The sequence below is a fragment of the Methylobacterium sp. AC315 genome, from assembly GCF_979253755.1.
Genome location: NZ_CEEDEA010000009.1, coordinates 23054 through 36749, shown reverse-complemented (window position 1 = coordinate 36749; position 13696 = coordinate 23054). Strand labels below are relative to the sequence as shown.

The 13696-nt window shown below is 68.4% G+C and carries 15 protein-coding genes; 6 read left to right on the top strand and 9 right to left on the bottom strand.

The genetic code is table 11. From position 1 onward, the window contains the following. Positions 1 to 126 precede the first annotated feature (126 nt). Genes AC0IY0_RS16515 through AC0IY0_RS16500 form a run of 4 tightly spaced genes read left to right on the top strand, consistent with a single transcriptional unit; the run spans position 127 to position 2895 of the window. Complete coding sequence (locus tag AC0IY0_RS16515) at positions 127 to 711, top strand: DUF1285 domain-containing protein (protein ID WP_147905657.1); 585 nt, start codon at positions 127 to 129, stop codon at positions 709 to 711. Next, positions 708 to 1367, top strand: coding sequence for a CoA pyrophosphatase (locus AC0IY0_RS16510; RefSeq protein WP_419829507.1), 660 nt, complete (start codon positions 708 to 710; stop codon positions 1365 to 1367). The genes AC0IY0_RS16515 and AC0IY0_RS16510 overlap by 4 nt, the downstream gene beginning before the upstream one ends. Positions 1368 to 1381: 14 nt before the next feature. Continuing rightward, entirely contained in the window at positions 1382 to 1639 is a 258-nt protein-coding gene (locus AC0IY0_RS16505) for a DUF6111 family protein (RefSeq protein WP_147905659.1), read from the top strand. Beyond that, entirely contained in the window at positions 1636 to 2895 is a 1260-nt protein-coding gene (locus AC0IY0_RS16500; RefSeq protein ID WP_471764659.1) for a CCA tRNA nucleotidyltransferase, read from the top strand. Before AC0IY0_RS16505 ends, AC0IY0_RS16500 begins: the two co-directional genes overlap by 4 nt. On the opposite strand, the gene AC0IY0_RS16495 is transcribed toward AC0IY0_RS16500, so the two are convergent. The 7 genes from AC0IY0_RS16495 to AC0IY0_RS16465 form a co-directional block, all read right to left on the bottom strand. After that, positions 2885 to 3286, bottom strand: a complete 402-nt coding sequence (locus AC0IY0_RS16495) for a F0F1 ATP synthase subunit epsilon (RefSeq protein WP_058190458.1) — start codon at positions 3284 to 3286, stop codon at positions 2885 to 2887. The genes AC0IY0_RS16500 and AC0IY0_RS16495 overlap by 11 nt on opposite strands. A gap of 146 nt (positions 3287 to 3432) precedes the next feature. Further along, positions 3433 to 4893, bottom strand: a complete 1461-nt coding sequence (gene atpD / locus AC0IY0_RS16490) for a F0F1 ATP synthase subunit beta (RefSeq protein ID WP_147854040.1) — start codon at positions 4891 to 4893, stop codon at positions 3433 to 3435. 42 nt (positions 4894 to 4935) lie between these two features. Then, complete coding sequence (locus tag AC0IY0_RS16485) at positions 4936 to 5826, bottom strand: F0F1 ATP synthase subunit gamma (protein ID WP_147905661.1); 891 nt, start codon at positions 5824 to 5826, stop codon at positions 4936 to 4938. 162 nt (positions 5827 to 5988) lie between these two features. After that, complete coding sequence (atpA, locus tag AC0IY0_RS16480) at positions 5989 to 7524, bottom strand: F0F1 ATP synthase subunit alpha (protein WP_147905662.1); 1536 nt, start codon at positions 7522 to 7524, stop codon at positions 5989 to 5991. A 55-nt stretch (positions 7525 to 7579) separates the two neighbouring features. Beyond that, positions 7580 to 8152 carry a F0F1 ATP synthase subunit delta gene (locus tag AC0IY0_RS16475; protein ID WP_471764657.1) on the bottom strand — a complete coding sequence of 191 codons (573 nt, stop codon included), beginning with the start codon at positions 8150 to 8152 and terminating at the stop codon, positions 7580 to 7582. Between the two features lie 216 nt (positions 8153 to 8368). Then, positions 8369 to 9061 (bottom strand): DsbA family protein, encoded by a 693-nt coding sequence (locus AC0IY0_RS16470; RefSeq protein WP_471764655.1) that lies wholly within the window; start codon positions 9059 to 9061, stop codon positions 8369 to 8371. Between the two features lie 93 nt (positions 9062 to 9154). Continuing rightward, entirely contained in the window at positions 9155 to 9781 is a 627-nt protein-coding gene (locus AC0IY0_RS16465; RefSeq protein ID WP_147905665.1) for a 2-hydroxychromene-2-carboxylate isomerase, read from the bottom strand. A 203-nt stretch (positions 9782 to 9984) separates the two neighbouring features. Between AC0IY0_RS16465 and AC0IY0_RS16460 the strand changes: the two genes are divergently transcribed. Then, positions 9985 to 11223 (top strand): argininosuccinate synthase, encoded by a 1239-nt coding sequence (locus tag AC0IY0_RS16460; RefSeq protein ID WP_147937659.1) that lies wholly within the window; start codon positions 9985 to 9987, stop codon positions 11221 to 11223. A gap of 20 nt (positions 11224 to 11243) precedes the next feature. Here AC0IY0_RS16460 and AC0IY0_RS16455 read toward each other — a convergent pair whose 3' ends face one another. After that, positions 11244 to 11864 carry a hypothetical protein gene (locus AC0IY0_RS16455; RefSeq protein WP_147905667.1) on the bottom strand — a complete coding sequence of 207 codons (621 nt, stop codon included), beginning with the start codon at positions 11862 to 11864 and terminating at the stop codon, positions 11244 to 11246. 552 nt (positions 11865 to 12416) lie between these two features. Here AC0IY0_RS16455 and AC0IY0_RS16450 point away from each other — a divergent pair. After that, on the top strand, positions 12417 to 12983 hold the full coding sequence (locus tag AC0IY0_RS16450) for a hypothetical protein (protein ID WP_147905668.1): 567 nt from the start codon (positions 12417 to 12419) through the stop codon (positions 12981 to 12983). Here the strand turns inward: AC0IY0_RS16450 and mtgA are convergent. Then, the gene (mtgA, locus tag AC0IY0_RS16445) at positions 12961 to 13656 is read right to left on the bottom strand and encodes a monofunctional biosynthetic peptidoglycan transglycosylase (protein WP_419829512.1); all 696 of its coding nucleotides are present in this window, start codon (positions 13654 to 13656) and stop codon (positions 12961 to 12963) included. The genes AC0IY0_RS16450 and mtgA overlap by 23 nt on opposite strands. Between the last annotated feature and the right edge of the window lie 40 nt (positions 13657 to 13696).

Genomic DNA, 13696 nt, shown 5'->3' with positions numbered 1-13696 from the left:
ACGGATCGAAATCCCTCGGCCCTGTGGATCCTGGCGCCCGCATGAACGATGACGACGACAGTCAGCGGCAGAAGGCAGGAAAGCACCCGTGGTTGCCGGGCCCCCGGGACGCTATCTGTAACCGGCATGAGTGAGGATCCCGCCCCCGACCCGACCCTGAGCCGCCTCGGCGCCGCCTTGGGCGACCTGCCCAAGCGTGGGCTGCCGCCGGTCGAGACATGGAACCCGCCCTATTGCGGGCCCATCGACATCCGCATCGCCGCGGACGGCACCTGGCACCACAACGGCTCGCCGATCCGCCGGGATAAGATGGTGAAGCTGTTCGCCTCCATCCTGCGGCGCGAGCCGGATGGGCGGACGGTGCTGGTGACCCCCGTGGAGAGCGTCGGCATCACCGTGGACGACGCCGCCTTCGTGGCCGTCGAGATGGCGGTGGACGGAGGCGGGGAGGACCGGCGGATCTCGTTCCGGACCAATGTCGACGATCTCGTGAGCGTCGATTCGGAACATGCCTTGCGCTTCGAGCAGGAGCCCGATGGGGCTCTGAAGCCCTATCTTCATGTCCGGCGCGGGCTCTCGGCCCTGGTCACCCGCGCGCTCACCTACGATCTGGTGGAACTCGCCGAGGAGCGGGTGATCGACGGGCGGCCTTGGCTCGGCCTCTGGGCCGGCGGCACCTTCCACACGATCGCCCCGGCCGAGGCCGCGTGAGCGACCCGCTCGCCGAATTCCTCGCCCGCGCCGCGTCCCACCTCTCCCCGGACCCGCCAGGCCCGGACGACCCGACCTCGAATCCCCGGGGGGACCACAGTCTCGACCCGGACGGCAGCGCGGTGATCCCGCCGCCGCCGCACCGGCGGGCGGCAGTCCTTGTGCCGGTGGTGTTCCGGACGGACGGCCTGAGGCTGGTCCTGACCCAGCGGGCGGCCAACCTGCGCGACCATTCCGGGCAGGTCGCGCTGCCGGGCGGCAAGATCGACCCGGCCGATCCCGGACCCGCGGACGCCGCCCTGCGGGAGGCCCACGAGGAGATCGGGCTCGCACCCGACTCGGTCCGCCTGCTCGGCTATCTCGACCCCTACCTGTCCGGCACAGGGTTCCTCGTCACGCCGGTGATCGGCGTGGTCCCGGCCGACGCCGCCTTCACGCCGAACCCCAGCGAGGTCGCGGACGTGTTCGAGGTGCCGATGCCGGTGCTGATGGACCGGGACCGCTATGTTCTGCAGGCGCGGGTCTGGCAGGGACGCACCCGCCGGTACTATGCCCTGACCTTCGAGGACCGGCTGATCTGGGGCGTCACCGCCGGGATCCTGAACAACCTCCGGGAGCGCCTCTACCCGGAAACCGGCCCCCACCCCGCGGGATAAGGCAACCGACCATCATGCTGCGCCGCCTCATCGAAGAGTTCGGCCTCTTCCTCATCCCGTTCGTGCTGTTCATGGCCTACCTGGTGCTCGTGGGCCGCAACCCGATGCGCCGGGTGCACTGGGACCCGCACCTCGTCCGTCTGGTCCTCGCCGGCCTCGCCATCGTCATCGGGACGCTGGTCTACGAGGGCTTGTTCTCGGAGCGCAGGGCCGGCGGCTACGTGCCGACCCATATGGAGAACGGCCGTCTGGTACCGGGCGGCTTCAAGTGAGCCAGGCCGCCCTCGATTACGGCGCGCTCGCGGCCCTGCTGGGCCAGCCGGGCGTACGCCGGGCACTCGCCGCACTCGATGTTCCGCACGCCGAGACCCGCCTGGTCGGCGGCTGCGTGCGCGACGCGCTGCTGGGCAGCCCGTCCGCCGACATCGACCTCACGACCACGCTGTTGCCGGACGCCGTGATGGATGCCGCCCGGAAGGCGCAAGGCCTCAAGGCGGTGCCCACCGGGATCGAGCACGGCACGATCACCCTGGTGACAGAGGACGGGCCGGTCGAGGTCACGACCCTGCGCGAGGATGTCGAGACCGATGGCCGCCATGCGGTGGTCCGGTTCGGTGGCGATTTCGCCCGGGATGCCGAGCGGCGCGACTTCACCGTCAACGCCCTCTCCCTGGGAGCCGACGGGCGCCTGTACGATACGGTCGGCGGTCTCGCCGATCTGAAGGCCGGGCGGGTGCGCTTCATCGGCGATCCCGGGACCCGGATCCACGAGGATGCGCTCCGGATCCTGCGCTTCTTCCGCTTCCACGCCCGATTTGGCGCCGGCCCTCCCGATCAGGCGGGGCTCGCCGCTTGCGTCGCCGCCCGGGACGCCCTCGACCGGCTGTCCCGCGAGCGGGTCCGGGCCGAATTCGTGAAACTGCTGGCTGCCCGCAACGGCACCCAAATGGTCGCAGTCCTGAGCGCCACCGGGCTCCTTCAGCGGATCACCGGCGGCGTCGCAGAACTGGGGCGCCTGGATCGGGCGTTCGCCGCAGCGCTCTCGCCGGTGATGCGCCTCGCGGCCCTCTCGGTCGGCGGGCGGCACGATGTCGACCGGCTGCGCGAACGGCTGCGCCTGTCAAAGCAGGAGCACGCGCTGCTCAGCGGCTACGCGGATGCGCTGGCAGACCTCCACGGTCGCGCCGACATCGACCCACTCACGGCCCGGGCGCTCGTGGCCGAGCACGGCCTGCCGCTCCTCAAGGAAACGCTGACGATCGTGTCGGGCGAGCCCCGGCCTGTCATGGAGGATGAGGCGCGGCAAGCGCTGGATTCGCTGAGCGGTGCAGGCGGTGCGCCGCGCTTCCCGCTCGCGGGGGCGGATCTCGTGGCCGCGGGCCTCCCGGCAGGTCCGGCCATCGGCCGTGGATTGGCAGCGGCCCGGGAACTCTGGTTGGAGCGCGGCTGCCCGACCGATACCGCGGCGAGGACCGAGCTGCTGGAGCGCGCGCTGGCGAGTGCCCGCGCGTTCTCTCTCAGAGCTTGAGGAGCGCCTTGGTCTCCTGGAGCTGCACGATCTGGCCGTTCAGATCTTCGCGCTTCTGCAGATCTTCGGTGGCGTCGCGCTGCAACTCGGCCGCCTCGATATCCCGGTCCAGGGATTCGTGGGTGAGCTCCTCGATCGGCGCGGCGCGCTCGGCGAGGACGGTCACGGCGGTCGGGCCGATATCGGCGAAGCCACCGCGGACGTAGATCCGTTTGCCGCTGCCCTGGCTCTCGGTGATCACGATGACGCCGACCCGCAAGGACGTCAGGACCGGGGCATGGCCCGGCATCACAGTCATCTCGCCCTCGGTGCCGGGGAGCTGAACGGCCGTCACCTCGCCGGAATACAGCGTCCGCTCGGGGCCGACGAAATCGAAGTGGAAGGTGGCCATCTCAGGACGATCCCGGAACCGCAACGCGCTCTCCGCCCCATCGTGGGGCGCAGGTGGAAGTGGGGTGGTTCGGGCAGCACCGGCGAGCCTCGCCGCGGCCATCCCACCCCGGCCCCTCCCCGCGAGGGGGAGGGGGTTGGCGGGCCTTACGCGGCCTTGAGCTTCTTGGCCTTCTCCTGAGCCTGCTCGATCGTGCCAACCATGTAGAAGGCAGCCTCCGGCAGGTCGTCGTAGTCGCCGTTCACCAGGCCCTTGAAGCCCTTGATGGTGTCTTCCAACTGCACCTGCACGCCCGGCGAGCCGGTGAACACCTCGGCCACCGAGAAGGGCTGCGAGAAGAAGCGCTCGATCTTGCGGGCGCGGGCGACGGTGAGCTTATCCTCCTCGGACAGCTCGTCCATGCCCAGGATCGCGATGATGTCCTGGAGCGCCTTGTAGCGCTGCAGGGTCTGCTGCACCCGGCGGGCGACGTCGTAGTGCTCCTCACCGAGGATGGCCGGCGACAGCATGCGCGAGGTCGAATCCAGCGGATCCACGGCCGGGTAGATGCCCTTTTCGGCGATCGAGCGCGACAGCACCGTCGTGGCGTCGAGGTGGGCGAACGAGGCGGCGGGCGCCGGGTCGGTCAGATCGTCGGCCGGCACGTAGATCGCCTGCACCGAGGTGATCGAACCCTTGTTGGTGGTGGTGATGCGCTCCTGCAGCGCGCCCATGTCCGTGGCGAGCGTCGGCTGATAACCCACGGCCGACGGGATGCGGCCGAGAAGCGCCGACACCTCGGAACCGGCCTGCGTGAAGCGGAAGATGTTGTCCACGAAGAACAGCACGTCCTGGCCTTCGTCGCGGAACTGCTCCGCGATGGTCAGGCCGGTGAGCGCGACCCGCGAGCGGGCGCCGGGCGACTCGTTCATCTGACCGTAGACCAGGGCGCACTTGGAGCCCGCGGCCGAGCCGCCATTCTCCTTCGGGTCCAGGTTCACCTTGGACTCGATCATCTCGTGGTAGAGATCGTTGCCCTCACGCGTACGCTCACCGACGCCGGCGAACACCGAGTAGCCCGAGTGCACCTTCGCGATGTTGTTGATCAGCTCCATGATCAGCACGGTCTTGCCGACGCCGGCGCCGCCGAACAGGCCGATCTTTCCGCCCTTCGCGTAGGGGGCGAGCAGATCGACGACCTTGATGCCGGTCACCAGGATCTGCGCCTCGGTCGACTGGTCGGCGTAGGACGGGGCCGGCTGGTGGATGGCGCGGTAGGTGTCACACACTACCGGGCCAGCCTCGTCGATGGGCTCGCCGATGACGTTCATGATCCGGCCGAGGGTGTTCATGCCCACCGGAACCTTGATCGGCTCGCCGGTGTCCGTGCACTCCTGACCGCGGGTGAGGCCCTCGGACGTGTCCATGGCGACGCAGCGGACGGTGCTCTCGCCGAGCTGCTGGGCGACTTCGAGAACGAGGCGGGCGCCGTTGTTCTTGGTTTCCAGGGCGTTCAGGATCTCCGGCAGGTGGCCGTCGCTGAACTGCACGTCGACCACGGGGCCGATGACCTGGATGATCTTGCCGACCTTGTTGGAGCCGGCGCCGGGGATTGCGGTGTTCGCCATTGTAAACCTACCCTTCAAGCTGTGCGTTCAGGTCGCGGTGCCTCAGAGAGCTTCCGCGCCCGAGATGATCTCGATGAGTTCTTTGGTGATCATGGCCTGACGCGTACGGTTGTAGATCAGCGTCTGCTTCTTGATCATCTCGCCGGCGTTGCGGGTTGCCGAGTCCATGGCGCTCATGCGCGCCCCCTGCTCGGATGCCGCGTTCTCCAGGAGCGCCCGATAGACCTGCACGGTGAGGTTCTTCGGCAGGAGCGTCTCCAGGATCGCCTCCTCGGACGGCTCGAATTCCAGCGCGGCGTTGCCGATCCCAGCCTTCGCAGAGGTATCGACCGCCGGCAGTTCCGCCGGGATCAACCGCTGCGCGGTGGGGATCTGCGAGATCACCGACCGGAATTCGGAGTAGAACAGGGTCGCGACGTCGAACTCGCCGGCTTCGAAGCGCGTCAGGATCTTGCTGGCGATCTCGGCGGCGAACTCGTAGTCCACCGGGCGGTTGCCGCGGATATCCATGCTCTCGACGATCTGGTCGCGATACAGGCGCCGCAGCTGGTCGTTGCCCTTCTTGCCGACCGTCATGATCTTGACGGTCTTGCCCTCGGCGGTGAGCTTCAGAATGTATTCCCGGACCGCCAAGCGGACGATCGAGGAGTTGAACGCGCCGCAGAGGCCGCGATCGCCGGTGCAGACGACCAGAAGATGGGTCTGATCGGCGCCGGTCCCGGAGAGCAGCTTCGGGGCGCCCACGCCACCGACCAGGTTGCCCGCCAGGTTGCCGAGCACCTGGGCCATCTTTTCCGCGAAGGGACGGCCGGCCTCGGCGGCCATCTGCGCCCGGCGCAGCTTGGCCGCCGCGACCATCTGCATGGCCTTGGTGATCTTCTGCGTCGCCTTCACCGAGGTGATGCGGTTGCGCAGGTCCTTCAAACTCGCCATCGGGCCGCGTCCAGATCCGTTCCAGGGCCTCTCCTCCCCCATGTGGGAAGGAGCCGAAGGTGGGGGTGGTGCCGGGTCAAGCGCCCGACGGTGCGGTCAGCACCGGCGTCCAACCCCGTCCCTCCCCACCGTACGCGGGGAGGTCGCAAGGTTCGTGTCGGATCAGTTGCCGATCGACTTGGCCACGCCCTCGACCACGCTCTTCAGCTTGCCGGCGCTCTCGTCCGACAGGTCCTTCGAGGTGGCGATGGCGCCGAGCAGGTCCTGATGCTTCGTGCGCAGCGTGCTGAGCAGGCTGTCCTCGAACGCGCGGATCTTGTTGACCGGCAGCTTGTCCAGGTAGCCGTTCACGCCGGCGTAGATCACCGCAACCTGCTCTTCCATCTTCAGCGGCGAGAATTGCGGCTGCTTCAGGAGCTCGGTGAGCCGCGAGCCGCGGTTCAGGAGCTGCTGGGTCGAGGCGTCGAGATCGGAGCCGAACTGCGCGAAGGCCGCCATCTCGCGGTACTGCGCCAGCTCGCCCTTGATCTTGCCGGCGACCTTTTTCATCGCCTTGGTCTGGGCCGAGGAGCCCACCCGCGACACCGAGAGGCCGACGTTCACCGCCGGGCGGATGCCCTGGTAGAACAGGTCGGTCTCGAGGAAGATCTGGCCGTCGGTGATCGAGATCACGTTGGTCGGGATGTAGGCCGAGACGTCGTTGGCCTGGGTCTCGATGACCGGGAGCGCGGTCAGCGAGCCGTTGCCGGCGGCGTCGCCCATCTTGGCGGCGCGCTCGAGCAGGCGGCTGTGGAGGTAGAACACGTCGCCCGGATAAGCCTCACGGCCCGGCGGGCGGCGCAGCAGCAGCGACATCTGGCGGTAGGCGACGGCCTGCTTGGACAGATCGTCATACACGATCACGGCGTGCATGCCGTTGTCGCGGAAATACTCGCCCATGGCGCAGCCGGCGAACGGCGCGATGAACTGCATCGGCGCGGCGTCCGAGGCAGTGGCGGCGATGACGATCGAGTATTCCAGGGCGCCCTGGTCCTCGAGCACCTTCACGAACTGGGCGACCGTGGAGCGCTTCTGTCCGATGGCCACGTAGATGCAGAAGAGCTTGGCCTTCTCGTCGCCGCCGGCGGCGTGGCCGGGCTTCTGGTTCAGGATGGTGTCGAGGGCGATGGCGGTCTTGCCGGTCTGGCGATCGCCGATGATCAGCTCGCGCTGGCCGCGGCCGACCGGGATGAGGGCGTCGATCGCCTTCAGGCCCGTGGCCATCGGCTCGTGCACCGACTTGCGCGGAATAATGCCCGGCGCCTTCACGTCGACGCGGCGACGCTCGGTGGACTCGATCGGACCCTTGCCGTCGATCGGGTTGCCGAGGCCGTCGACCACGCGGCCGAGCAGGCCCTTGCCGACCGGCACGTCCACGATGGCGCCGGTACGCTTGACGGTCTGGCCTTCCTTGATCTCACGGTCGGAGCCGAAGATCACGATGCCGACGTTGTCCTGCTCGAGGTTGAGCGCCATGCCGCGCACACCCGACTCGAACTCGACCATCTCACCGGCCTGGACGTTGTCGAGGCCGTAGGCGCGGGCGATGCCGTCACCAACGGACAGGACCTGCCCAACCTCGGAGACCTCGGCCTCTTCGCCGAAGTTCTTGATCTGGTCCTTCAGGATCGCGGAGATCTCGGCGGCGCGGATGTCCATACTCGGCCTCTGTCGCTAAATCGTCAGTGCATGTTCGGATCGGATGGGGGCGCGCTTAACGCGCGGCCCGCATCGCGAGGCGGATACCGTTGAGCTTGGTCTTCAGGGACGCGTCGATCATGCGCGAGCCCATCCGGACGACGAGGCCGCCGATCAGGCTCGGATCGATGACCAGATCGACGTCCACATCGGACTTGGCGATGTCGCGCAGGGACGCCTTGATCTCCTCGATCAGCGCGTCGGACGGCCGTTCGGCCACCCGCACCTCGGCGCGCACGACGCCCCTCAAGTCCTGGACCAGAGACCGGAAGGCGCGGATCATGCCCGGCAGGGCGAAGAGGCGCCGGTTCGAGGCCGCGAGCCGGATGAAGTTGCCGGCCAGTCCGCCGATCCCGGCGCGGTCGAGCACGGCACCGATGGCGGCGACCTGCTCGTTGGGGGTGAAGGCCGGGCTGCGGACGAGGCGGCGCAGGTCCGCGCTCTCCTTCAGCAGGCCATCGAATTGATTGAGTGCTTCGGCGACTGCGTCGACCTGGCGCTCGTCACGCGCGAGCTCGAAGAGGGCGGAAGCGTACCGGCCCGCCACGCCTGCGACCAGGGGACCAGCCTCGGAACCGTTCTGCGCCACCCGTCGCTCTCTTCTCTGTTGCCCGCCCGATCCGCGCGCTCCGGCCGGGAGCACGGTGCGGATACCGTTCGGGACGTGGGATCGCGCCAGCAATGGGAACGGTCCAGGACCAGCCCTTGTGGCGCGGCGACCGCCTAGCATGCCAGCATGGCCGCACGCAACACGGACCGGCGCGGCTCTGCGCGCTACGGCGGCGGAAGTGTGACGTAGCCGGCTTCAGCAGGCCAGGCGATCACACCGCCGCGTGCTGGCGATCATCTTCGCCATGGCGTTGGCGCCGGGGTGACCGAGGATCCCGCTGTTGCCCAGGACGTACGAGGGCGTCGCGTAGAGGCCGAGGTCGGCTGCCATCCGCATCTGGCTCTTGAGCGCCAGCCGGACCTCCTCGCTGTCCGCGATCGCCTCGACGTCCGCCTGCGGGATGCCGAGCGCGGCCGCGGCCGTCAGGGCGCCGGGTCCGTCGATGCGACCGGGCTTGCTCAGCAGCGTCCGGTAGAATCCCCAGGCCGCCGCAGCGCCGAGCTTGCGCTGGACGGCCAGCATCACCTTTGCGGCCTGAGCGGATTGCGGCGACAGGATCGGATTGTTGACCAGGCCGACACGCAGGTCCGGATCCGATTCGTGCAACGCCACCACATCGGCCGCGGCCTTTCGGCAGTACGGGCAGTTGAAGTCGAAGAACTCGTAGAGCGTGGTCTGGGCCTCGCGCGGCCCCGCATAGGTGACCCCGCGCAGGTCCGGGATCTGCCCGGTGATCTCACCCGGCAGGATCGAGTTCGCGACCGGCCGGCCATCATCGCCGGTCACCGCGACGCGCTGGCCGTAGGATTGCGCGGCCGCGTGCCCGAGCCCGGCGCCCAGGGACGCGCCGGCCGCGGCGGCGATGAGGTGACGACGGGACAGCGCCATGGAATCCGTGCGGGACAGAGGGGATCGTTCGGCCGGAGCGGGGCCGGAACAGGAACTTGCGCCGACAGATGATGCCGGTTCGTGAACGCCGCCCTACCGGATCCCGGCCGGGCGGTCGCCAACCGCCCAGGCCAGGGCCTGGTCCAGACGGTCGTTGCCCCAGAACAGCTCGCCGTCATCGGCCAGGAAGGTCGGGGCGCCGTAGATGCCGCGGGACCGCGCCTCCTCGACGCTGACCCGGAGCCGGGTCTTGTTGGCCTCGCCGGCGGCGGCACGCACCGTCTGGGTGCCGTCGAGACCGAGCGAATCGAGGATCTCGACCACCGCGGACGGTTCGGCGATGGAGCGCCCTTCGGCGAAGCTCGCTGTGAAGACCGCCTTCGAGAACGGCACCAGCCAATCCTGGTCGTGCCCGTAGACCGCGGCTCGCACCGCGCTGAGGCTGTTCTGCGGAAACTGGGCCGGACGGGTGAGCGGCGGCAGGCCGAGTCGGGCGGCCTCGCGCTCCACGTCGCGCCACATGTTCTTGCCCTTGGCCGGATAGAGGTTGAACGGCGACGTCGTCCAGCCCTGCGCCGCGAAGAGCGGCCCGACCAGGAACGGCCGCCAGCGCACGGTCACGCCCGCATCGGCGGCGGCCGCCTCGATCCGCATCGCCGCCAGATAGGAATACGAGGAGGCGAATTCGTACCAGAACTCCAAGGTTGGCTGGCGCGCCATAGATTTCGCTTCTCCGATGCTCTCGTGCGGCCGGGATCAGGCAATGCCCGCGCCGCGCCGTACCTCACACGGCCGCAAGGCCGTCATGAGGCGAAACGCTGTCGATCGTCCGGCAACAGGCTACGCGCGAGGCGGCACGCCGGTTGCAGGCCGATGATGCCCGCGATAAGCCGCCGACACCCTGCACCAGTTCCGGAACCAGCATGTCCGATCCCGCGAAGAGCCCCGTGAAGAAGGTGGTGCTGGCCTATTCCGGCGGCCTCGACACCTCCATCATCCTGAAGTGGCTGCAGACCACCTACGGCTGCGAGGTCATCACCTTCACGGCCGATCTCGGCCAGGGCGAGGAACTGGAGCCCGCCCGCCGCAAGGCGGAGCTGCTCGGCATCAAGCCCGAGAACATCTACATCGAGGACCTGCGCGAGGAGTTCGTACGGGACTACGTGTTCCCGATGTTCCGGGCCAACGCGGTCTACGAGGGGGTGTACCTGCTGGGCACCTCGATCGCGCGGCCGCTGATCGCCAAGAAGCAGATCGAGATCGCCGAGAAGGTCGGGGCCGACGCGGTCTGCCACGGCGCCACCGGCAAGGGTAACGATCAGGTCCGGTTCGAGCTCGGCTACTACGCGCTGAAGCCCGACGTCACGGTGATCGCCCCCTGGCGCGAGTGGGACCTGCGCTCGCGCGAGCAGCTGATCGCCTTCGCCGAGCAGCACCAGATCCCGATCGCCAAGGACAAGCGCGGCGAGAGCCCGTTCTCGGTGGATGCCAACCTTCTGCACGCCTCCTCGGAGGGCAAGGTGCTGGAGGATCCGGCCGTCGAGGTGCCGGACTACGTCTTCTCCCGGACGATCTCCCCGGAGCAGGCGCCGGACACGCCGACCATCATCACCATCGGGTTCGAGAGGGGTGACGCGGTCTCGATCGACGGCGAGGCCCTGTCGCCCGCGAGCCTGCTGGCCAAGCTCAACCAGCTCGGCCACGACAACGGCATCGGCCGGCTCGACCTCGTGGAGAACCGCTTCGTCGGCATGAAGAGCCGCGGCATGTACGAGACGCCGGGCGGCACGATCCTGCTGCCGGCCCACCGGGCGATCGAATCGATCACGCTCGACCGTGGTGCGGCCCACCTCAAGGACCAGCTGATGCCGCAATACGCGGAGCTGATCTACAACGGCTTCTGGTTCTCGCCTGAGCGCGAGATGATCCAGGCGCTGATCGACAAGAGCCAGGAAAAGGTCACGGGCACGGTGCGGCTGAAGCTCTACAAGGGCGGCGTCCACGTGATCGGCCGCGAGAGCCCGCACTCGCTCTACGATCAGGACCTCGTGACGTTCGAGGAAGGCGCCGTGGCCTATGATCACCGCGACGCCGCGGGCTTCATCAAGCTGAACGCGCTCCGGCTGCGCACCCTGGCGCAGCGCAAGAAGCGGGACGCCTGAGCGGCCCCCGGGGGCCTCGCTCAGGCGGGCTCCCAGACCGACGCGGCATTCCTGCGGAACGGGCCGGGCCCGAGATCGGCGTAGCGCAGGAAGATCTGGAAGGCCGGCTGCATCTCGCGGTGAAGCCGGGCCAGGCTGTCGTCATCGGTGGCGCCGCCGATGTGCTGCCCCATGGCGTGCGTGTACGGTCCCGTCCCGCCATAGGGCCGCTCCAGGTCGATGCGCGGCACGCCGTGTTCCGCGTCCCAGACGTGGTTGAGCTGCGGGATCAGCGCGAGATGCGCGTCCGTCACCGCGAAGGTGATGTGCTCCGGCGTCTCGCCGGTGGCGGCATCCCGGAAGACGTCGGTGATCGCCGCGCAATCCAGCTTGGCGAGCGGGTTGTGGTATTGGTAGCGGCCGGGCTTGAGCTTCGCGTTCTGCGAGAAAACCGCAATCCCATCCTCGAGCGCCCGATGCTCCTCCTCGGCGCCGTCGTCGTCCCCGGTGACGTTGGCGATGTCGCCGTCCCGGTCGTGGCTGCCGTAGGGCGCCTCCGGGTGAATCATCGGCGCGCCGGGCTCGGCGCCGTTCCAGGCGACCACCATCCGGCGAATCAGGGCGATGCGCTCGAGGGTGAGGTCGTAGACGGCGTCGTTCATGGTCGGTCGGTCCCGGATGTCGTGGTTCTGGCGCCTCTCTTACAGAGCCGATTCGGAGGCTGCTACCGCCCGGTACGGCCTTGTTCCCGCATGGCGTCCGATCACTCATAGATGGGGTTTGATTTCGCGAATCGGGGATGCCCATGGCCGGTTCGACTGTCCACACCTGCGATCACGATCCGTTGGTGTTGCTTCCTGAAGCTGTGGCCTTTCCAGTCGACGTACGGCGTGTCGATATCCTCAAGATCGGCCGCAGCCGCGTACTGGTGCCGCCGGGCGGGCGCCGGGATACTTTTTTCTTGAATTGGCCACGCGTCGGCGACGATTGTATGGTCGAACGCAACCAGCCGGACGCACAGGATTGGCGGCCAATGTGGTCTCCGATTGATCGGCTTGGGGCGACCGACGCGGTCATCGCGAGCGCAGCGAAGCAAGCGAGGATAGCGCCTTGTTCGGGGAGCGCGCGCTGTACTTGGTCGCTTCGCTGCACTCGCGATGACTGTGCGGGACGATCGGCTCAAACACATTCAGCGGACGCTACCTGACACCGGCATGCGCCTCCTCGACCGATACCTGCCGACCTACCAGTTCAGCGAGATGCATGCCTGCCTGGTGGCTGCCGAACCTGCCGCGATCCTCGACCGCGTTGCCGCCTATCGACCGGATTCGGATCGATTCTTTCGGCTCATGATCGGCCTGCGGGAATGGCCGATGCGCGTCCTTGGCAAGCCGGATGCGGTGCGTCCGCAATTCGGCTTCGACGACTTCACGCTCCTCGGCCGGAGCGAGAGCGAGATCGTCTATGGGTTGGTCGGCCGGTTCTGGCGACCGGATTACGGGCTCGAGACGATCGCCGACGACGCCGCGTTCGTGGCCTGCGATGCGACGCACATCGCGAAACTCGCCCTTGCCTTCCAAACCCGGCGTGACCCCGACGGCCGGACCCGGCTCGTCACCGAGACCCGCGTCTTCTGCGCGAGCCGCGCCGCGCGGCTGAAGTTCATGCCGTATTGGCTGCTGATCCGCCCCGTCAGCGGTTTCTTGCGACGGCGCATGCTTGCGTCGATCAGGACCAGCACCGAAGCACGGGAGACCGTCATCGCCGGAGACAGCCCGTAAGCCCTTCGATCTGTCCCATCATGGCCTGGATCTGCGCGGCGCGGCGGCGGACCCCGGGGGAGGGGCGGCCGGCGCTGCGGGTGATCGGGTTCGGCAGCACGGCGGCCAGAAGGGCGGCTTCTCCCCGGCTCAGCCGGCTCGCGTCCTTGCCGAACCAGTGGCGGCTCGCCGCCTGCGCGCCGTAGATGCCGTCGCCCCATTCGGCGATGTTGAGATAGATTTCCATCATCCGCCGTTTGCCCCAGAGGGCGTCCAGCGCCAGCGCGAGCGGGATCTCGAACGCCTTGCGGATGTAGGACCGGCCCGGCCACAGGAAGACGTTCTTCACCGTCTGCATGGCGATGGTCGAGGCGCCTCGGCTCGGCGAATCCTCGTCCTCCACGACCTCGCGGATGGCCCCGAAATCGACGCCGTAATCGAGGCAGAAACGCTGGTCCTCCGAGGCGATCACCGCTTGGGGCAGCGCCGGCGCGATCGCCGAGAGCGGCACCGCATCCCGGCTCACGGGCTGAAGCGTCAACCAGCGTCCGAGCATCAGAGTCGACGGCGGCGTCACCGCGCTATAGACGAGCGCCAGCGTGAGCGTGGAGATGAATCCGACGGCGGGGAGCAGCAGGAGCGCTCCCACGATCCGGCGCACACGGCGGGACCGCCTCGGGCGAGCGCGTGGCAAGGCGCGCTCCGCCGCGATCCGCCTGGGTCCGGTTCGGTTG

Excerpts from the sequence above, each read along its gene's own strand:
- AC0IY0_RS16465 (WP_147905665.1), bottom strand. The coding sequence starts at position 9,781 with ATGGCGCGCCAGCCAACCTTGGAGTTCTGGTACGAATTCGCCTCCTCG.
- AC0IY0_RS16450 (WP_147905668.1), top strand. The coding sequence starts at position 12,417 with ATGCGCCTCCTCGACCGATACCTGCCGACCTACCAGTTCAGCGAGATG.
- AC0IY0_RS16470 (WP_471764655.1), bottom strand. The coding sequence starts at position 9,061 with ATGGCGCTGTCCCGTCGTCACCTCATCGCCGCCGCGGCCGGCGCGTCC.
- AC0IY0_RS16485 (WP_147905661.1), bottom strand. The coding sequence starts at position 5,826 with ATGGCGAGTTTGAAGGACCTGCGCAACCGCATCACCTCGGTGAAGGCG.
- atpA (WP_147905662.1), bottom strand. The coding sequence starts at position 7,524 with ATGGACATCCGCGCCGCCGAGATCTCCGCGATCCTGAAGGACCAGATC.
- AC0IY0_RS16515 (WP_147905657.1), top strand. The coding sequence starts at position 127 with ATGAGTGAGGATCCCGCCCCCGACCCGACCCTGAGCCGCCTCGGCGCC.
- AC0IY0_RS16505 (WP_147905659.1), top strand. The coding sequence starts at position 1,382 with ATGCTGCGCCGCCTCATCGAAGAGTTCGGCCTCTTCCTCATCCCGTTC.
- AC0IY0_RS16455 (WP_147905667.1), bottom strand. The coding sequence starts at position 11,864 with ATGAACGACGCCGTCTACGACCTCACCCTCGAGCGCATCGCCCTGATT.
- AC0IY0_RS16495 (WP_058190458.1), bottom strand. The coding sequence starts at position 3,286 with ATGGCCACCTTCCACTTCGATTTCGTCGGCCCCGAGCGGACGCTGTAT.
- atpD (WP_147854040.1), bottom strand. The coding sequence starts at position 4,893 with ATGGCGAACACCGCAATCCCCGGCGCCGGCTCCAACAAGGTCGGCAAG.
- AC0IY0_RS16460 (WP_147937659.1), top strand. The coding sequence starts at position 9,985 with ATGTCCGATCCCGCGAAGAGCCCCGTGAAGAAGGTGGTGCTGGCCTAT.